The 19,570-nt window shown below is 51.5% G+C and carries 16 protein-coding genes and 3 pseudogenes; 15 read left to right on the forward strand and 4 right to left on the reverse strand.

The window, feature by feature from the left end; all coding sequences use genetic code 11:
- The 11 genes and pseudogenes from ABZJ92_RS15435 to ABZJ92_RS15485 all read left to right on the forward strand — a co-directional run.
- A pseudogene (locus tag ABZJ92_RS15435) lies at nt 1–163 on the forward strand (IS110 family transposase); the annotation flags it as partial.
- Nucleotides 164–179: 16 nt separating this feature from the next.
- Nucleotides 180–2,279 (forward strand): annotated as a pseudogene (gene pbpC / locus ABZJ92_RS15440) (peptidoglycan glycosyltransferase PbpC); the annotation flags it as partial.
- A 149-nt stretch (nt 2,280–2,428) separates the two neighbouring features.
- Nucleotides 2,429–2,860 (forward strand): nucleoside-diphosphate kinase, encoded by a 432-nt coding sequence (gene ndk, locus ABZJ92_RS15445; RefSeq protein WP_000963837.1) that lies wholly within the window; start codon nt 2,429–2,431, stop codon nt 2,858–2,860.
- Between the two features lie 149 nt (nt 2,861–3,009).
- Nucleotides 3,010–4,164 (forward strand): bifunctional tRNA (adenosine(37)-C2)-methyltransferase TrmG/ribosomal RNA large subunit methyltransferase RlmN, encoded by a 1,155-nt coding sequence (locus tag ABZJ92_RS15450; protein WP_000003328.1) that lies wholly within the window; start codon nt 3,010–3,012, stop codon nt 4,162–4,164.
- A gap of 284 nt (nt 4,165–4,448) precedes the next feature.
- A complete protein-coding gene (gene rodZ, locus ABZJ92_RS15455; RefSeq protein WP_001090857.1) occupies nt 4,449–5,462 on the forward strand; it encodes a cytoskeleton protein RodZ in 1,014 nt (337 codons plus the stop codon).
- 26 nt (nt 5,463–5,488) lie between these two features.
- Nucleotides 5,489–6,616 carry a flavodoxin-dependent (E)-4-hydroxy-3-methylbut-2-enyl-diphosphate synthase gene (gene ispG, locus ABZJ92_RS15460; RefSeq protein WP_000551819.1) on the forward strand — a complete coding sequence of 376 codons (1,128 nt, stop codon included), beginning with the start codon at nt 5,489–5,491 and terminating at the stop codon, nt 6,614–6,616.
- 102 nt (nt 6,617–6,718) lie between these two features.
- On the forward strand, nt 6,719–7,993 hold the full coding sequence (gene hisS, locus ABZJ92_RS15465; RefSeq protein ID WP_001107149.1) for a histidine--tRNA ligase: 1,275 nt from the start codon (nt 6,719–6,721) through the stop codon (nt 7,991–7,993).
- 17 nt (nt 7,994–8,010) lie between these two features.
- A complete protein-coding gene (gene yfgM / locus ABZJ92_RS15470; RefSeq protein WP_000409198.1) occupies nt 8,011–8,631 on the forward strand; it encodes an ancillary SecYEG translocon subunit YfgM in 621 nt (206 codons plus the stop codon).
- Nucleotides 8,632–8,641: 10 nt separating this feature from the next.
- The gene (gene bamB, locus ABZJ92_RS15475) at nt 8,642–9,820 is read left to right on the forward strand and encodes an outer membrane protein assembly factor BamB (RefSeq protein WP_001177043.1); all 1,179 of its coding nucleotides are present in this window, start codon (nt 8,642–8,644) and stop codon (nt 9,818–9,820) included.
- Nucleotides 9,821–9,937: 117 nt separating this feature from the next.
- Nucleotides 9,938–11,410 (forward strand): ribosome biogenesis GTPase Der, encoded by a 1,473-nt coding sequence (gene der, locus ABZJ92_RS15480; RefSeq protein WP_005047281.1) that lies wholly within the window; start codon nt 9,938–9,940, stop codon nt 11,408–11,410.
- 69 nt (nt 11,411–11,479) lie between these two features.
- On the forward strand, nt 11,480–11,695 hold the full coding sequence (locus tag ABZJ92_RS15485) for a zinc ribbon domain-containing protein (RefSeq protein ID WP_005047279.1): 216 nt from the start codon (nt 11,480–11,482) through the stop codon (nt 11,693–11,695).
- On the opposite strand, the gene xseA is transcribed toward ABZJ92_RS15485, so the two are convergent.
- Nucleotides 11,692–13,062, reverse strand: a complete 1,371-nt coding sequence (gene xseA / locus ABZJ92_RS15490; protein ID WP_000937883.1) for an exodeoxyribonuclease VII large subunit — start codon at nt 13,060–13,062, stop codon at nt 11,692–11,694. The two genes, ABZJ92_RS15485 and xseA, sit on opposite strands and share 4 nt — an antisense overlap.
- A gap of 161 nt (nt 13,063–13,223) precedes the next feature.
- On the opposite strand from xseA, the gene guaB reads away from it, so the two are divergent.
- A complete protein-coding gene (gene guaB, locus ABZJ92_RS15495) occupies nt 13,224–14,690 on the forward strand; it encodes an IMP dehydrogenase (RefSeq protein WP_001299507.1) in 1,467 nt (488 codons plus the stop codon).
- Nucleotides 14,691–14,758: 68 nt separating this feature from the next.
- On the forward strand, nt 14,759–16,336 hold the full coding sequence (gene guaA, locus ABZJ92_RS15500) for a glutamine-hydrolyzing GMP synthase (RefSeq protein WP_353765447.1): 1,578 nt from the start codon (nt 14,759–14,761) through the stop codon (nt 16,334–16,336).
- A 94-nt stretch (nt 16,337–16,430) separates the two neighbouring features.
- Here guaA and ABZJ92_RS15505 read toward each other — a convergent pair whose 3' ends face one another.
- The 3 genes from ABZJ92_RS15505 to ABZJ92_RS15515 form a co-directional block, all read right to left on the reverse strand.
- Nucleotides 16,431–16,970 (reverse strand): DUF5384 family protein, encoded by a 540-nt coding sequence (locus ABZJ92_RS15505; RefSeq protein WP_000755178.1) that lies wholly within the window; start codon nt 16,968–16,970, stop codon nt 16,431–16,433.
- 15 nt (nt 16,971–16,985) lie between these two features.
- Nucleotides 16,986–17,504 carry an outer membrane lipoprotein gene (locus ABZJ92_RS15510; protein ID WP_000975306.1) on the reverse strand — a complete coding sequence of 173 codons (519 nt, stop codon included), beginning with the start codon at nt 17,502–17,504 and terminating at the stop codon, nt 16,986–16,988.
- A gap of 310 nt (nt 17,505–17,814) precedes the next feature.
- On the reverse strand, nt 17,815–18,006 hold the full coding sequence (locus tag ABZJ92_RS15515; RefSeq protein ID WP_000076001.1) for a YfgG family protein: 192 nt from the start codon (nt 18,004–18,006) through the stop codon (nt 17,815–17,817).
- Between the two features lie 17 nt (nt 18,007–18,023).
- Here ABZJ92_RS15515 and ABZJ92_RS15520 point away from each other — a divergent pair, with 17 nt between their 5' ends.
- Nucleotides 18,024–18,176, forward strand: coding sequence for a hypothetical protein (locus ABZJ92_RS15520; RefSeq protein ID WP_000017552.1), 153 nt, complete (start codon nt 18,024–18,026; stop codon nt 18,174–18,176).
- Nucleotides 18,177–18,357: 181 nt separating this feature from the next.
- Nucleotides 18,358–19,497 (forward strand): annotated as a pseudogene (gene pdeF, locus ABZJ92_RS15525) (cyclic-guanylate-specific phosphodiesterase PdeF); the annotation flags it as partial.
- Nucleotides 19,498–19,570: the final 73 nt, after the last annotated feature.

Raw genomic sequence — 19,570 nt, forward strand, 5'->3', positions numbered from 1 at the left:
CTTCGCCGCGCTCAGGGATCCGCTCTCCAGGGCTTACTACACCCGCAAAATGAGTCAGGGAAAACGACACAATCAGGCGCTTATCGCCCTGGCGAGACGACGCTGCGACGTTCTGTTCGCCATGATGCGCGACGGGACTTTTTATACCCCGCAGGGGTCATAACATGCTTGACAACTTAATAGAGGCACGTTACCTTGAAGCGCTGATCAATTATGAAGATCGCTGGTTCTGGAAGCATCCGGGGGTTAATCCATTCTCGGTGGCGCGCGCAGCATGGCAAGATCTCACTTCGGGACGGGTTATTTCCGGTGGCAGCACGCTCACTATGCAGGTTGCTCGTCTGCTTGATCCTCACCCCAAAACATTTGGTGGCAAAATTCTCCAGCTCTGGCGCGCGTTGCAACTGGAGTGGCATTTGTCTAAGCGTGAAATTCTGATCTTGTATCTTAACCGCGCTCCGTTTGGCGGTACGTTGCAGGGGATCGGTGCGGCAAGTTGGGCTTATCTCGGAAAATCGCCTGCGAATTTAAGCTATTCCGAGGCGGCAATGCTGGCGGTGTTACCGCAAGTGCCCAGCCGACTGCGCCCGGATCGTTGGCCGGAGCGTGCCGAAGCCGCGCGTAATAAAGTGCTCGAACGGATGGCTGCGCAAGGTGTGTGGTCCCGTGAGCAGGTAAAAGAGTCAAGGGAAGAACCCATCTGGCTGGCACCCCGACAAATGCCGCAACTGGCACCGCTGTTTTCGCGCATGATGCTCGGTAAAAGCAAAAGCGACAAAATCGTTACTACGCTGGATGCCGGTCTTCAACGACGTCTGGAAGAACTGGCGCAAAACTGGAAAGGGCGGTTGCCACCGCGCAGCTCACTGGCGATGATCGTGGTTAATCATACCGATATGCGTGTTCGCGGCTGGGTGGGATCGGTTGATCTCAACGATGATTCACGCTTTGGTCATGTTGATATGGTCAATGCGATCCGATCGCCAGGATCGGTGCTCAAACCGTTTGTTTATGGTCTGGCGCTGGATGAAGGCTTGATCCACCCGGCATCACTGCTGCAAGACGTCCCCCGGCGCACCGGTGATTATCGACCAGGTAACTTTGATAGCGGTTTTCATGGCCCGATCAACATGAGCGAGGCGCTGGTGCGCTCGCTGAACTTACCTGCTGTGCAGGTGCTGGAAGCCTATGGACCGAAACGGTTTGCGGCAAAGTTACGCAATGTTGGATTGCCGTTATATTTGCCCAACGGCGCTGCGCCGAATCTTTCACTCATTCTCGGCGGCGCTGGTGCAAAACTGGAAGATATGGCGGCAGCGTATACCGCGTTTGCTCGCCACGGCAAGGCAGGCAAATTGCGCTTACAGCCTGACGATCCGCTGCTTGAACGGCCTTTAATGTCGTCGGGGGCGGCGTGGATCATTCGCCGGATTATGGCTGATGAAGCGCAACCCTTGCCGGATAGTGCCTTGCCGCGCGTCGCCCCACTGGCATGGAAAACGGGCACCAGCTATGGCTATCGTGACGCCTGGGCGATTGGGGTTAACGCTCGCTATGTCATTGGGATCTGGACTGGCAGACCTGACGGCACGCCCGTTGTTGGTCAGTTTGGCTTTGCCAGTGCCGTACCATTGTTGAATCAGGTCAATAATATCTTACTGTCGCGCAGTGCGAATCTGCCGGAAGACCCGCGCCCGAACTCAGTCACTCGTGGCGTTATCTGCTGGCCGGGCGGACAGTCTTTGCCGGAAGGTGACGGTAACTGTCGCCGCCGCCTGGCAACCTGGCTGCTGGATGGCAGCCAGCCGCCAACGCTGTTACTGTCAGAGCAGGAAGGGATTAATGGCATTCGCTTCCCCATCTGGCTGGATGACAAAGGGCAGCGCGTCGCCGCTGACTGCCCGCAGGCGAAGCAAGAAATGGTAAATGTCTGGCCGCTACCGCTGGAACCCTGGCTGCCCGCATCAGAACGTCGCGCTGTGCGCTTACCACCGGCCTCGACAATTTGCCCGCCATACGGTCACGATGCCCAGCTCCCTCTGCAGCTGACAGGCGTTCGCGATGGCGCGATTATTAAACGTTTACCGGGCGCAGCGGAAGCGACTTTGCCGTTGCAATCAAGTGGAGGGGCAGGTGAACGCTGGTGGTTTCTGAATGGCGAACCGTTAACTGAACGCGGGCGCAACGTGACCCTGCATTTGACGGATAAAGGTGATTATCAATTGCTGGTGATGGATGATGTGGGGCAAATCGCGACAGTGAAATTTGTCATGCAATAGTCTGTTTTGTCCCTGATTGTTGCTAAAACTCATTTTATTTTAAAAAAAATGTTACCTTCATCAATAGTCAACGGCCCTGTTGCTCATTATAATCCGCGCCATCTCGTACGCTGGTACAGACAACAACAGAACAATTTACAGAGGTAAAAATGGCTATTGAACGTACTTTTTCCATCATCAAACCGAACGCGGTAGCAAAAAACGTCATTGGTAATATCTTTGCGCGCTTTGAAGCTGCAGGGTTCAAAATTGTCGGCACCAAAATGCTGCATCTGACCGTTGAACAGGCACGTGGCTTTTATGCTGAACACGATGGAAAACCGTTCTTTGATGGTCTGGTTGAATTCATGACCTCTGGCCCGATCGTGGTTTCCGTGCTGGAAGGTGAAAACGCCGTTCAGCGTCACCGCGATCTGCTGGGCGCGACCAATCCGGCAAACGCACTGGCTGGTACTCTGCGCGCTGATTACGCTGACAGCCTGACCGAAAACGGTACCCACGGTTCTGATTCCGTCGAATCTGCCGCTCGCGAAATCGCTTATTTCTTCGGCGAAGGCGAAGTGTGCCCGCGCACCCGTTAATAATTTCGTAAATGCCGCGTGCAAACGTGGCATCCGTGCGCCAGAATTTGTACAATGCAGCGCCCCCGGACGAGCAGCCGCTCACCGGGGCGTTTCTTTTTTCAACCCTCCAGGGGCCATAACGTGTAATAACGAGGCCGGAATAGCATATGTCTGAACAATTAGTCACACCTGAAAACGTCACCACGAAAGATGGAAAAATCAACCTGCTGGATCTCAACCGTCAGCAGATGCGGGAGTTTTTTAAAGATTTAGGTGAAAAAACCTTCCGCGCCGATCAGGTGATGAAGTGGATGTATCACTATTGCTGCGACAACTTTGATGAGATGACCGACATCAACAAAGTGTTGCGCGGCAAACTGAAAGAGGTGGCGGAAATCCGCGCACCGGAAGTGGTTGAAGAACAGCGTTCATCCGACGGCACCATTAAATGGGCGATCGCCGTTGGCGATCAGCGCGTCGAAACGGTGTATATCCCGGAAGACGACCGTGCCACGCTCTGCGTCTCTTCGCAGGTGGGGTGTGCGCTGGAGTGTAAATTCTGTTCCACCGCCCAGCAGGGCTTTAACCGCAACCTGCGGGTATCGGAAATTATTGGCCAGGTGTGGCGTGCGGCGAAAATCGTCGGCGCAGCAAAAGTCACCGGTCAGCGCCCAATCACTAACGTCGTGATGATGGGCATGGGCGAGCCGCTGCTCAACCTGAACAACGTCGTTCCGGCGATGGAAATCATGCTTGATGATTTCGGTTTTGGCCTGTCTAAACGTCGCGTGACGCTTTCCACTTCCGGTGTAGTTCCGGCGCTGGATAAACTGGGCGATATGATCGACGTTGCACTGGCAATTTCCCTGCACGCGCCGAACGACGAAATTCGTGACGAAATTGTGCCGATCAACAAAAAGTACAATATCGAAACGTTCCTTGCTGCGGTGCGCCGTTATCTGGAGAAATCCAACGCCAATCAGGGCCGAGTCACTATTGAATACGTGATGCTTGACCACGTTAACGACGGCACTGAACACGCGCACCAACTGGCGGAACTGCTGAAAGATACGCCGTGTAAGATCAACCTGATCCCGTGGAACCCGTTCCCGGACGCGCCGTATGGACGCAGTTCGAACAGCCGTATCGACCGTTTCTCAAAAGTGCTGATGAGCTACGGTTTCACCACTATTGTGCGTAAAACGCGTGGTGATGATATCGATGCTGCCTGTGGTCAGTTGGCGGGCGATGTTATCGACCGTACGAAACGTACTCTGCGTAAACGGATGCAGGGTGAAGCCATCGATATTAAAGCGGTCTGATAGCCATTACGCCACGGTTACTTTATGTACCGTGGCGTAATCTTTTATGAATGAAGTATTAAGTTGCAATTGTCTGGTCAATATTAACGGTGCGTTTTTGCTGACTTTAAGGCAGTATGTAACGATGCAACAGTAAGTTAGCCTCAGTGAATGTGGGCTTTGTCACGAGCACACAGACGGTCTTATACTGTATGATAACGGTTAACTTAACGGATGTTTCGCGGTGTGGGTGAGCATGATGGTTCACCGGCATCTCAATTCTCATTTAAACGTACCTGCAGCGAATGAATACTGAAGCCACGCACGACCAAAATGAAGCACTTACTACCGGCGCTCGCCTGCGTAATGCTCGCGAACAACTAGGACTTAGTCAGCAGGCCGTTGCCGAGCGACTTTGCCTGAAGGTTTCCACGGTACGCGACATTGAAGAAGATAAGGCACCCGCCGATCTTGCTTCAACATTCCTGCGCGGATATATCCGCTCTTATGCGCGTCTGGTACATATTCCAGAAGAAGAACTGCTGCCAGGGCTGGAAAAGCAGGCTCCACTTCGGGCTGCAAAAGTTGCGCCAATGCAGAGTTTTTCCCTCGGTAAACGCCGCAAAAAACGCGACGGCTGGCTAATGACCTTCACCTGGCTGGTGTTGTTTGTGGTTATCGGCCTGAGCGGTGCCTGGTGGTGGCAAGACCACAAAGCTCAGCAGGAAGAGATCACCACTATGGCCGATCAATCTTCGGCGGAACTGAGCAGTAATAGCGAGCAGGGGCAGAGTGTTCCGTTAAATACGTCGACAACTACAGACCCGGCTACAACGTCCACGCCGCCAGCGTCTGTGGATACTACCGCAACCAACACGCAAACACCTGCCGTAACTGCGCCAGCACCAGCTGTTGATCCGCAACAGAATGCGGTTGTTTCGCCTTCGCAGGCAAATGTTGATACCGCCGCGACCCCGGTACCAACGGCAGCAACAACGCCAGATGGTGCTGCGCCGTTGCCAACCGATCAGGCTGGCGTGACCACGCCGGCGGCTGATCCGAATGCGCTGGTGATGAACTTTACTGCCGATTGCTGGCTGGAGGTCACTGATGCTACCGGTAAAAAATTGTTTAGCGGGATGCAGCGTAAAGACGGTAATTTGAATTTAACCGGCCAGGCACCGTATAAACTGAAAATTGGTGCGCCAGCCGCAGTACAGATCCAGTATCAAGGGAAACCTGTCGATCTGAGTCGTTTTATCAGAACTAACCAGGTTGCGCGTCTGACCCTCAATGCCGAACAATCACCGGCGCAGTAACAGACGGGTAACGCGGGAGATTTTTCATGCATAACCAGGCTCCAATTCAACGTAGAAAATCAACACGTATTTACGTTGGGAATGTGCCGATTGGCGATGGTGCTCCCATCGCCGTACAGTCCATGACCAATACGCGTACGACAGATGTCGAAGCAACGGTCAATCAAATCAAGGCGCTGGAACGCGTTGGCGCTGATATCGTCCGTGTCTCCGTACCGACGATGGACGCGGCAGAAGCGTTCAAACTCATCAAACAGCGGGTTAACGTGCCGCTGGTGGCTGACATCCACTTCGACTATCGCATTGCGCTGAAAGTAGCGGAATACGGCGTCGATTGTCTGCGTATTAACCCTGGTAATATCGGTAATGAAGAGCGTATTCGCATGGTGGTTGACTGTGCGCGCGATAAAAACATTCCGATCCGTATTGGCGTTAACGCCGGATCGCTGGAAAAAGATCTGCAAGAAAAGTATGGCGAACCGACGCCGCAGGCGTTGCTGGAATCCGCCATGCGTCATGTTGATCATCTCGATCGCCTGAACTTCGATCAGTTCAAAGTCAGCGTGAAAGCGTCTGACGTCTTCCTCGCTGTTGAGTCTTATCGTTTGCTGGCAAAACAGATCGATCAGCCGCTGCATCTGGGGATCACCGAAGCCGGTGGTGCACGCAGCGGGGCAGTAAAATCCGCCATTGGTTTAGGTCTGCTGCTGTCGGAAGGCATCGGCGACACGCTGCGTGTATCGCTGGCGGCCGATCCGGTCGAAGAGATCAAAGTCGGTTTCGATATTTTGAAATCGCTGCGTATCCGTTCGCGAGGGATTAACTTCATCGCCTGCCCGACCTGTTCGCGTCAGGAATTTGATGTTATCGGTACGGTTAACGCGCTGGAGCAACGCCTGGAAGATATCATCACTCCGATGGACGTTTCGATTATCGGCTGCGTGGTGAATGGCCCAGGTGAGGCGCTGGTTTCTACACTCGGCGTCACCGGCGGCAACAAGAAAAGCGGCCTCTATGAAGATGGCGTGCGCAAAGACCGTCTGGACAACAACGATATGATCGACCAGCTGGAAGCACGCATTCGTGCGAAAGCCAGTCAGCTGGACGAAGCGCGTCGAATTGACGTTCAGCAGGTTGGAAAAATAATAACGTGATGGGAAGCGCCTCGCTTCCCGTGTATGATTGAACCCGCATGGCTCCCGAAACATTGAGGGAAGCGTTGAGGGTTCATTTTTATATTCAGAAAGAGAATAAACGTGGCAAAAAACATTCAAGCCATTCGCGGCATGAACGATTACCTGCCTGGCGAAACGGCCATCTGGCAGCGCATTGAAGGCACACTGAAAAACGTGCTCGGCAGCTACGGTTACAGTGAAATCCGCTTGCCGATTGTAGAGCAGACCCCGCTATTCAAACGTGCGATTGGTGAAGTCACCGACGTGGTTGAAAAAGAGATGTACACCTTTGAGGATCGCAATGGCGACAGCCTGACTCTGCGCCCTGAAGGGACGGCGGGCTGTGTACGCGCCGGCATCGAGCATGGTCTTCTGTACAATCAGGAACAGCGTCTGTGGTATATCGGGCCGATGTTCCGTCACGAGCGTCCGCAGAAAGGGCGTTATCGTCAGTTCCATCAGTTGGGCTGCGAAGTTTTCGGTCTGCAAGGTCCGGATATCGACGCTGAACTGATTATGCTCACTGCCCGCTGGTGGCGTGCGCTGGGTATCTTCGAACACGTAACTCTTGAGCTGAATTCTATCGGTTCGCTGGAAGCACGCGCCAATTACCGCGATGCGCTGGTGGCATTCCTTGAGCAGCATAAAGAAAAGCTGGACGAAGACTGCAAACGCCGCATGTACACTAACCCGCTGCGCGTGCTGGATTCAAAAAATCCGGAAGTGCAGGCGCTTCTCAACGACGCTCCGGCATTAGGTGATTATCTGGACGAGGAATCTCGTGAGCATTTTGCCGGTCTGTGCAAACTGCTGGAGAGCGCGGGGATCGCTTACACCGTAAACCAGCGTCTGGTGCGTGGTCTGGATTACTATAACCGTACCGTTTTCGAGTGGGTGACTAACAGTCTCGGCTCCCAGGGCACCGTGTGTGCAGGCGGTCGTTATGACGGTCTTGTGGAACAACTGGGCGGTCGTGCAACACCGGCTGTCGGTTTTGCGATGGGCCTCGAACGTCTTGTATTGTTAGTACAGGCCGTTAATCCGGAATTTAAAGCCGATCCTGTTGTCGATATATACCTGGTGGCTTCAGGTGCTGATACACAATCTGCGGCTATGGCATTAGCTGAGCGTCTGCGTGATGAATTACTGGGCGTGAAATTGATGACCAACCACGGCGGCGGCAACTTTAAGAAACAGTTTGCCCGTGCTGATAAATGGGGTGCCCGCGTTGCTGTGGTGCTGGGTGAGTCTGAAGTGGCTAACGGCACAGCAGTAGTGAAGGATTTGCGCTCTGGTGAGCAAACGGCAGTTGCGCAGGATAGCGTAGCCGCGCATTTGCGCACGTTACTGGGTTAAGGAAGGAGAAGGACAGCGTGGAAATTTACGAGAACGAAAACGACCAGGTAGAAGCGGTTAAACGCTTTTTTGCTGAAAATGGCAAAGCACTGGCTGTTGGGGGGATTTTGGGCGTTGGCGCACTGACTGGCTGGCGCTACTGGAACAGCCATCAGGTTGATTCTGCACGCTCCGCTTCTCTTGCCTATCAAAATGCGGTTACCGCAGTGAGCGAAGGCAAACCGGATAGCATCCCGGCGGCGGAAAAATTTGCTGCTGAAAATAAAAATACTTATGGTGCGCTGGCTTCTTTGGAACTTGCGCAGCAATTTGTTGACAAAAATGAACTAGAGAAAGCTGCCGCCCAGTTACAACAGGGGCTGGCAGACACGAGCGATGAAAATCTCAAAGCCGTGATAAATCTGCGTCTTGCTCGCGTTCAGGTACAGCTCAAGCAGGCTGATGCCGCGCTGAAAACCCTTGATACCATCAAAGGTGAAGGGTGGGCTGCCATTGTTGCCGACTTGCGTGGTGAAGCATTGCTGAGCAAAGGTGATAAGCAAGGTGCGCGTAGTGCATGGGAAGCAGGCGTGAAAAGCGATGTTACTCCGGCACTGAGCGAAATGATGCAGATGAAAATTAATAATTTGTCCATCTGAGAGGGACCCGATGCAATTGCGTAAATTACTGCTGCCAGGACTGCTTTCCGTTACCCTTTTAAGCGGCTGTTCGCTGTTTAACAGCGAAGAAGATGTGGTAAAGATGTCCCCATTGCCAACCGTTGAAAACCAGTTTACGCCGACCACGGCGTGGAGCACTTCCGTTGGTAGCGGCATTGGCAACTTCTATTCCAATCTTCATCCGGCACTGGCGGACAACGTTGTCTATGCAGCGGACCGCGCTGGTTTGGTAAAAGCGCTGAATGCGGATGATGGCAAAGAAATCTGGTCTGTCAGCCTGGCCGAGAAAGATGGCTGGTTCTCTAAAGAGCCTGCATTACTTTCTGGCGGTGTGACCGTGTCTGGTGGGCATGTCTACATTGGCAGCGAAAAGGCGCAGGTTTACGCGCTGAATACCAGCGATGGTACTGTGGCATGGCAAACTAAAGTCGCGGGTGAAGCACTTTCGCGCCCGGTGGTCAGCGACGGTCTGGTGTTAATCCACACCAGTAACGGTCAGTTACAAGCGCTGAACGAAGCTGACGGCGCTGTCAAATGGACAGTTAACCTCGATATGCCTTCGCTCTCTTTGCGTGGCGAGTCTGCGCCGGCAACGGCTTTTGGTGCGGCCGTCGTGGGTGGCGATAATGGTCGCGTCAGCGCAGTGCTGATGGAACAGGGCCAGATGATTTGGCAGCAGCGTATTTCCCAGGCGACCGGTTCTACCGAAATTGACCGTCTGAGCGATGTTGACACGACTCCCGTCGTTGTTAACGGCGTTGTTTTCGCGCTGGCCTATAATGGTAACCTGACGGCGCTTGATCTGCGCAGTGGTCAGATTATGTGGAAACGCGAACTGGGTTCGGTGAATGATTTCATCGTCGATGGCAATCGCATCTATCTGGTCGATCAAAATGACCGGGTGATGGCGTTGACCATTGATGGCGGCGTTACGCTGTGGGCACAAAGCGATCTGCTGCATCGCCTGCTGACTTCTCCGGTGCTGTATAATGGCAACCTGGTGGTCGGTGACAGTGAAGGTTATCTGCACTGGATTAACGTCGAAGATGGTCGTTTCGTTGCCCAGCAAAAAGTTGATAGTTCCGGTTTCCAGACTGAACCGGTTGCCGCTGACGGCAAACTGCTGATCCAGGCAAAAGACGGAACCGTGTACTCTATTACACGTTAATCGTCTCTGTCGTTCACTTTGAAAACGGCTCCTGGACAGGGGCCGTTTTCCTGTTTTTAACAACGACGCGAATATAGCGTGCGTTGTCTGATGATTTATAAAAATGAGGCTTTAAACATGGTACCTGTGGTCGCGCTTGTCGGGCGCCCTAACGTAGGAAAATCCACGTTATTTAACCGTCTAACTCGCACCCGAGATGCGCTGGTTGCGGATTTCCCGGGTCTGACTCGTGACCGTAAGTACGGTCGTGCGGAAATTGAAGGCCGTGAGTTTATCTGTATTGATACCGGCGGGATTGATGGCACAGAAGACGGTGTAGAAACCCGCATGGCGGAACAGTCGCTGCTGGCGATTGAAGAAGCGGACGTCGTACTGTTTATGGTGGATGCGCGCGCGGGCCTGATGCCGGCAGATGAAGCGATTGCCAAACATCTGCGCTCCCGTGAAAAACCGACCTTCCTGGTGGTAAACAAAACTGACGGTCTGGATCCCGATCAGGCAGTGGTTGATTTCTACTCGCTTGGTTTAGGTGAAATCTACCCGATCGCCGCGTCTCACGGTCGTGGCGTATTAAGTCTGCTGGAGCATGTGCTGCTGCCGTGGATGGAAGATCTCGCACCGCAAGAGGAAGTCGACGAAGACGCTGAATACTGGGCGCAATTTGAAGCGGAAGAGAACGGCGAAGAAGAAGAGGAAGACGACTTCGACCCGCAAAGTCTGCCGATCAAACTGGCGATTGTGGGTCGTCCGAACGTAGGTAAGTCTACACTCACTAACCGTATTCTTGGAGAAGAGCGCGTTGTTGTTTACGACATGCCTGGCACGACGCGTGACAGCATCTACATCCCAATGGAACGCGATGGACGTGAGTATGTGCTCATTGACACCGCTGGCGTACGTAAACGCGGCAAAATCACCGATGCTGTAGAGAAATTCTCCGTAATCAAAACGTTGCAGGCCATTGAAGACGCCAACGTGGTGATGTTAGTGATTGATGCGCGCGAAGGTATTTCCGATCAGGATCTCTCGCTGCTGGGCTTTATTCTCAATAGTGGGCGCTCACTTGTCATTGTGGTGAATAAGTGGGATGGCCTGAGCCAGGAAGTGAAAGAGCAGGTGAAAGAAACGCTGGACTTCCGTCTGGGCTTTATCGATTTTGCTCGTGTGCACTTTATCTCTGCCTTGCACGGCAGTGGTGTTGGTAACTTGTTTGAATCAGTACGTGAAGCGTATGACAGCTCCACCCGTCGTGTGGGGACCTCTATGCTGACGCGCATCATGACGATGGCTGTTGAAGATCACCAACCGCCGCTGGTACGCGGTCGTCGTGTGAAGCTGAAATATGCCCACGCTGGTGGTTATAACCCGCCGATTGTGGTGATTCACGGTAATCAGGTGAAAGACCTGCCTGATTCCTACAAGCGCTACTTGATGAACTACTTCCGCAAATCGCTGGACGTAATGGGATCGCCGATTCGTATTCAGTTCAAAGAAGGGGAAAACCCGTATGCGAACAAGCGTAACACCCTGACGCCAACCCAGATGCGTAAACGTAAGCGTCTGATGAAGCACATCAAGAAAAATAAATAATTATCCGTAAGTATTTTATCTGCCATTCCCTCTATGAATGTAGAGGGAATGGCTACCGGAGGAATTCATATGGAACTGCATTGTCCAAAATGTCAGCATGTGCTTGATCAGGATAACGGCCATGCGCGTTGCCCATCCTGCGGGGAATTTATTGAAATGAAAGCTCTTTGTCCAGACTGCCATCAACCGTTGCAGGTGTTAAAAGCCTGCGGTGCAGTAGATTACTTCTGTCAGCACGGGCATGGCTTGATATCGAAAAAACGCGTTGAATTCGTGCTGGCTTAATGAACCTTTTTACGCGATTTTTTTACCGGCTGGATGTTTTTTACTTCACTTTCTATCCAGCCGTCTTCCAGACGTGTGGTTAGCATTTCACCCGTTTTAACTTGCTTCACTTTTTTCAGTACATTGCCGTCAGTAGCAGTAGTAACGCTGTATCCACGCGCCAGCGTTGACAGTGGGCTTACGGCTTCGAGGTGCGTTACTGCATTACCGAAACGTTCACGCGTGGCGCTAAGCTGTGCGCGCAGGATTTCTGCTAAACGATATTCCAGTTGCTGAATGCGCGTTTGCGTGCGATGAATCTTCGGCTGTGGATTTTGCTGATTCAGCCGCTGTGTTAATCGCTGCTGCTGTTGCCCGGCACGCTTAAGCTGATTTTCCAGCGCAAAGCTCATCCGTTTTTGCAGGCGTTCAAGCATGGTTTGCTGGCGTGCCAGCCGGAGCTGCGGATGCTGCTGCTGCAAGCGATGATGAATCTGCGTAAAGCGACGTGTACGGTTGGCGAGATAATAATCCATCGCCATCTCCAGCCGTTGACGGGCCGATTGCACCTGGCGCAGTAACTCTTGCTGATTACGGCTCACTACTTCAGCGGCGGCAGACGGCGTTGGCGCACGCAGATCGGCAACAAAATCGGCAATGGTCACATCCGTCTCATGCCCGACGGCGCTGACGACCGGAATGCGGCTGGCAAAAATCGCCCGCGCTACGCGTTCGTCGTTAAAACTCCATAAATCTTCCAGCGAACCGCCGCCGCGCCCAACGATCAACACGTCGCACTCATTGCGCTGATTCGCCAGTTCAATGGCGCGAACAATTTGCCCCGGCGCGTCATCGCCCTGAACGGAGGTGGGGTAGATGATCACCGGTAGAGAAGGATCGCGACGTTTTAACACATGCAAAATATCATGTAGCGCAGCACCGGTTTTTGAGGTGATCACACCAACGCAATGCGCAGGGGAGGGAAGTGGTTTTTTGTATTGCTGATCGAACAAACATTCAGCCTGCAACTTCGCTTTGAGCTGTTCGTACTTCTGTTGCAGCAGCCCTTCACCGGCCGGCTGCATACTCTCAACGATTATCTGGTAGTCGCCGCGCGGCTCGTAGAGCGTAATATTGGCGCGAACTAAAACTTGTTGCCCATGCTGCGGACGGAAGGTGACCCGGCGGTTGCTGTTGCGGAACATCGCGCAGCGTACCTGGGCGGTGTCGTCTTTGAGTGTAAAGTACCAGTGACCGGAAGCCGGTTGTGTGAAATTAGAGATTTCGCCGCTGATCCAAACCTGTCCCATCTCATGCTCAAGCAGCAGACGAACCGTTTGATTCAGGCGACTAACGGTAAAAATTGCAGGGGATTGAGAAGGTAACATGTGAGCGAGATCAAATTCTAAATCAGCAGGTTATTCAGTCTATAGTAACCCGCCCTTCGGGGATAGCAAGCATTTTTTGCAAAAAGGGGTAGATGCAATCGGTTACGCTCTGTATAATGCCGCGGCAATATTTATTAACCACTCTGGTCGAGATATTGCCCATGCTACGTATCGCTAAAGAAGCTCTGACGTTTGACGACGTTCTCCTCGTTCCTGCTCATTCTACCGTTCTGCCGAATACTGCTGACCTCAGCACCCAGCTGACGAAAACTATTCGTCTGAATATCCCTATGCTTTCCGCAGCAATGGATACCGTAACGGAAGCGCGCCTGGCTATTGCTCTGGCTCAGGAAGGCGGTATCGGCTTTATCCACAAAAACATGTCCATTGAACGCCAGGCAGAAGAAGTTCGCCGTGTGAAAAAACACGAATCTGGTGTGGTGACTGATCCGCAGACTGTTCTGCCAACCACGACGCTGCGCGAAGTGAAAGAACTGACCGAGCGTAACGGTTTTGCGGGCTATCCGGTCGTTACCGAAGAAAACGAACTGGTGGGTATTATCACCGGTCGTGACGTGCGTTTTGTTACCGACCTGAACCAGCCGGTTAGCGTTTACATGACGCCGAAAGAGCGTCTGGTCACCGTGCGTGAAGGTGAAGCCCGTGAAGTGGTGCTGGCAAAAATGCACGAAAAACGCGTTGAAAAAGCGCTGGTGGTTGATGACGAATTCCACCTGATCGGCATGATCACCGTGAAAGACTTCCAGAAAGCGGAACGTAAACCGAACGCTTGTAAAGACGAGCAAGGCCGTCTGCGTGTTGGTGCTGCAGTTGGCGCAGGTGCGGGTAACGAAGAGCGTGTTGACGCGCTGGTTGCCGCTGGCGTTGACGTTCTGCTGATCGACTCCTCCCACGGTCACTCAGAAGGCGTTTTGCAGCGTATCCGTGAAACCCGTGCTAAATATCCGGATCTGCAAATCATCGGCGGCAACGTGGCAACAGCTGCAGGTGCACGCGCTTTGGCAGAAGCTGGTTGCAGCGCGGTTAAAGTCGGTATCGGCCCTGGTTCTATCTGTACGACTCGTATCGTTACTGGCGTAGGTGTTCCGCAGATCACTGCCGTTGCTGACGCAGTTGAAGCCCTGGAAGGCACCGGTATTCCGGTTATCGCAGATGGTGGTATTCGCTTCTCCGGCGACATCGCCAAAGCTATCGCCGCTGGCGCAAGCGCGGTGATGGTAGGTTCCATGCTGGCGGGTACTGAAGAATCTCCGGGTGAAATCGAACTCTACCAGGGCCGTTCTTATAAATCTTACCGTGGTATGGGTTCCCTGGGCGCGATGTCCAAAGGTTCCTCTGACCGTTATTTCCAGAGCGATAACGCTGCCGACAAACTGGTGCCGGAAGGTATCGAAGGTCGCGTAGCTTATAAAGGTCGCCTGAAAGAGATCATTCACCAGCAGATGGGCGGCCTGCGCTCCTGTATGGGTCTGACCGGCTGTGGTACTATCGACGAACTGCGTACTAAAGCGGAGTTTGTACGTATCAGCGGTGCGGGCATTCAGGAAAGCCACGTTCACGACGTGACCATTACTAAAGAGTCCCCGAACTACCGTCTGGGCTCCTGATTCTCTTCGCCCGATTTCATGTCGGGCGATTTATATTATCTGTTTCACTTGCCTCGGAATAAGCGTCAATGACGGAAAACATTCATAAGCATCGCATCCTCATTCTGGACTTCGGTTCTCAGTACACTCAACTGGTTGCGCGCCGCGTGCGTGAGCTGGGTGTTTACTGCGAACTGTGGGCGTGGGATGTGACAGAAGCACAAATTCGTGACTTCAATCCAAGCGGAATTATTCTTTCCGGCGGCCCGGAAAGTACTACTGAAGAAAACAGTCCGCGTGCGCCGCAGTATGTCTTTGAAGCAGGCGTACCGATATTCGGCGTTTGCTATGGCATGCAGACCATGGCAATGCAGTTGGGCGGTCACGTTGAAGCCTCTAACGAACGTGAATTTGGCTACGCGCAGGTAGAAGTCGTAAACGACAGCGCACTGGTTCGCGGTATCGAAGATGCGCTGACCGCAGACGGTAAACCGCTGCTCGATGTCTGGATGAGCCACGGCGATAAAGTTACCGCTATCCCGTCCGACTTCGTCACCGTAGCCTGCACCGAAAGCTGCCCGTTTGCCATTATGGCTAACGAAGAAAAACGCTTCTATGGCGTACAGTTCCACCCGGAAGTGACTCACACCCGCCAGGGTATGCGCATGCTGGAGCGTTTTGTGCGTGATATCTGCCAGTGTGAAGCCCTGTGGACGCCAGCGAAAATTATCGACGATGCTGTAGCTCGCATCCGCGAGCAGGTAGGCGACGATAAAGTCATCCTCGGCCTCTCTGGTGGTGTGGATTCCTCCGTAACCGCAATGCTGCTGCACCGTGCTATCGGTAAAAACCTGACTTGCGTATTCGTCGACAACGGCCTGCTGCGTCTCAACGAAGCAGAGCAGGTTCTGGATATGTTTGGCGATCACTTTGGTCTTAACATTGTTCACGTACCGGCAGAAGATCGCTTCCTGTCAGCGCTGGCTGGCGAAAACGATCCGGAAGCAAAACGTAAAATCATCGGGCGCGTTTTCGTTGAAGTATTCGATGAAGAAGCGCTGAAACTGGAAGACGTGAAGTGGCTGGCGCAGGGCACCATCTACCCTGACGTTATCGAATCTGCGGCTTCTGCAACCGGTAAAGCACACGTCATCAAATCTCACCACAACGTGGGCGGCCTGCCGAAAGAGATGAAGATGGGCCTGGTTGAACCGCTGAAAGAGCTGTTCAAAGACGAAGTGCGTAAGATTGGTCTGGAGCTGGGCCTGCCGTACGACATGCTGTACCGTCATCCGTTCCCGGGACCAGGCCTTGGCGTTCGTGTTCTGGGTGAAGTGAAGAAAGAGTACTGTGACCTGCTGCGCCGTGCTGACGCCATCTTCATTGAAGAACTGCGTAAAGCGGACCTGTACGACAAAGTCAGCCAGGCGTTCACCGTCTTCCTGCCAGTACGTTCCGTTGGCGTAATGGGCGATGGTCGTAAGTATGACTGGGTTGTCTCTCTGCGTGCTGTCGAAACCATCGACTTTATGACCGCACACTGGGCGCATCTGCCGTACGATTTCCTCGGTCGCGTTTCCAACCGCATTATCAATGAAGTGAACGGTATTTCCCGCGTGGTGTATGACATCAGCGGCAAGCCGCCAGCTACCATTGAGTGGGAATGATTTTGATCCCTGCACTATGAATGAACAAAACCCTCCGTTACTACAGAGGGTTTTTTATCTTCAAGAATCATAGGCTTGAAGTTACTAACATCGATTAATTAAACCAGCTGTCCGATTTGTTCTCTTCTGCTTTGCCCACGCTTTTCATCAGATCGCGACCGCCTTCAGTCATATTTCTGTTTGCGTCAGCTTCAGATTGCACCACATCGGTTTGCGCAGCTTTGTGCTTCAGTTCCTGATCGATAAATTCGTTTTCGCGCTTAACGCGGGCTTCTTCTTTCGCCAGCGCCAGTTTTTGTTTCTGAATCTCTAAGCTGCGTAGCTCATCTTCATAACTTTGATCGCGTTTTTTGTCCGCAGTGGCTTCGGCGTCCAGTTTATCCTGACGAGCTTTCTTATTTGCCGCTGCCGTTGCCGCTCTTTTGTTCGCGGCGGCCTGGGCATTTGCGCGACGTTGCTTCTCTTGCTGGATTTCCCTGTTGCGCTCCGCGACCCATTCGTCATGCTGCCTTTGCTCTTCATTTTTACCTTGCTGTTCCGCTTCTGCGACAGCAGAGAGTTGATCCTGCAATGATGAGGCTATAGCCGGATAGCTTAAGGAGGCTAAGATGGCGCAAAGAAAAACTTTCTTCATGACTCCTCCTGATTATTAGCTCTTTTCAGGACATTTGGTATTTGGCTGAATACGCGTTTCGTTATACGTTGTGGTAATAACAACGGCTAAACCTGTCGTAAACTGGCACTCTTTACCCTCCTGGGTGGAGGTATACACTTTGGTGCCTTCCTTATATGTTAAAGAAACACCTTCCACTAAGGTTTTATCATTCACCATAGAACCCGCTGCCGCGCCTACAGCTCCGCCGCCAACTGCCCCTGCCGTCGTTCCGGAATTGCTGCCAGAACCGACGTTGTGGCCGATAACACCGCCAGCGACTGCGCCAATAAGCGCGCCGAAGGCTTGTGCGTTCCGTTTATTTTGGGAGTTGTCTACGGCAACTTTTGCGGGAAGAATGGAAATAATATTAACGGTTTTAGTTTCTTGTTTGGTATTCAGTTGATCGGTTTGATAAACATCGGCGGCATGATCGTCAGCATTTGACTGGCATCCTGCCAGAGTGAATGACGCTAACATTGCCACAGGCAGAAGACATTTTTTAAATTTCATCACTATTCCTTGTTATACACATTACGAAAAATAAGACATTTAAGATCATCAAAAGAGGAAAGTAAATGTATTGCGTATAAAGGGATAGATTAAATTTATTAAAATTCACGCAGGGAATAATTTATAAAAATATATCATTACAACATATATATTAATTTTATATTTATTTCGCAGCCAAACAGGATAAACATCAGTCAGGACAAAGACGTAAAATTTAAGATGAAAGAATATCTGCCGCTTTGATAATCCCAAAGAGCAAAAGCATCCGACAGCGAAGTGCCGTTATGTTCTGTGAAAGTGGAGAAGGTAACCGCTAACGTTGTACCGGTGATTCGACGGAGAGTGTGGATTGCTGAGCTTCTTTTTTGCTCTGATGGTGCTGCCAGGCACCGACGGACGAGTAGATAAAACGGCCAAAGAAGAAGATAAAGCTGATGAGCAGTACGATACGGGTCATGCGACTGTTAAATCGGTGTCGTTTTCGCATACTAGTTGCCTGACTCACAAAAGGTTCCTTGAAGTATGTCCCACGCTGTGGACGGTACTTACATTAAGGCACAACAGGACAAAATGGTCAATTCTTCGTTATGTAAAAAAGCGTCAGTGGATACATATTTTAATGTTATGGAAGTTAATTTAATTATTTACAATGATGATGTAATAATGATGAATTAACATGATAAACGTAATAATTCATTAATCAGGGTTATTTTGTTTGATATATATCAATTGGAACTTTCATATGACACTTAGAATCAATGCTCTCTATAGTGATGAATAATCATCATTCGAAGTCAGGTGGGATGCCTGTCTGAATACACCTCCTTCAGGATGTGGGGGATTCTGCTGAGCATCTATGAAACTGAATGCAACTTATATAAAAATACGTGATAAATGGTGGGGGCTTCCGCTGTTCCTGCCTTCTTTAATCTTGCCCATTTTCGCCCACATTAATACTTTCGCGCATATTTCTTCCGGTGAGGTTTTTCTCTTTTATCTGCCTTTGGCACTGATGATCAGCATGATGATGTTTTTCAGCTGGGCGGCATTGCCAGGGATCACCTTAGGGATTTTTGTCCGCAAATATGCAGAGCTGGGTTTTTACGAAACGCTCTCATTAACGGCTAATTTTATTATCATTATCATTCTCTGTTGGGGCGGTTACAGGGTCTTTACTCCCCGGCGTAACAACGTTTCACATGGTGATACCCGTTTAATTTCCCAGCGTATATTCTGGCAGATAGTGTTTCCTGCAACGCTGTTTCTGATACTTTTCCAGTTTGCTGCATTTGTAGGATTACTGGCGAGCAGAGAAAATCTGGTCGGTGTCATGCCTTTTAACCTCGGGACTTTAATCAATTATCAGGCCTTACTGGTGGGTAATCTGATCGGTGTCCCGCTGTGCTACTTCATCATTCGGGTAGTGCGAAATCCATTTTATTTACGTAGCTATTATTCGCAATTAAAACAGCAGGTTGATGCCAAAGTCACCAAAAAAGAGTTCGCGCTCTGGCTACTGGCATTAGGTGCTTTATTGTTGCTGTTATGCATGCCGTTAAATGAAAAAAGCACAATTTTTAGCACCAATTATACCTTGTCATTATTGCTGCCCCTGATGATGTGGGGAGCAATGCGCTATGGTTATAAGCTGATTTCGCTGCTCTGGGCGGTCGTGTTGATGATCAGCATCCACAGCTATCAAAATTACATTCCCATTTATCCTGGCTATACCACGCAGCTGACCATAACCTCCTCCAGTTATCTGGTATTCTCTTTTATTGTCAATTATATGGCTGTACTGGCAACTCGTCAGCGAGCGGTAGTCAGACGCATTCAGCGGCTTGCGTATGTGGACCCGGTGGTTCATCTGCCAAATGTTCGCGCCCTGAATCGCGCGTTGCGTGATGCCCCCTGGTCTGCGCTTTGTTATTTACGCATCCCTGGCATGGAAATGCTGGTTAAGAACTATGGCATCATGCTGCGGATTCAATATGAGGTGTACTGGCAATAGCGGACACTACCATTTGTTCTTTTTTAAGCAGCCATCTGATGATATTTTTCCCTGAAGG

The organism is Shigella sp. FJ200513, from assembly GCF_040495915.1.
GTDB lineage: Bacteria > Pseudomonadota > Gammaproteobacteria > Enterobacterales > Enterobacteriaceae > ECMA0423.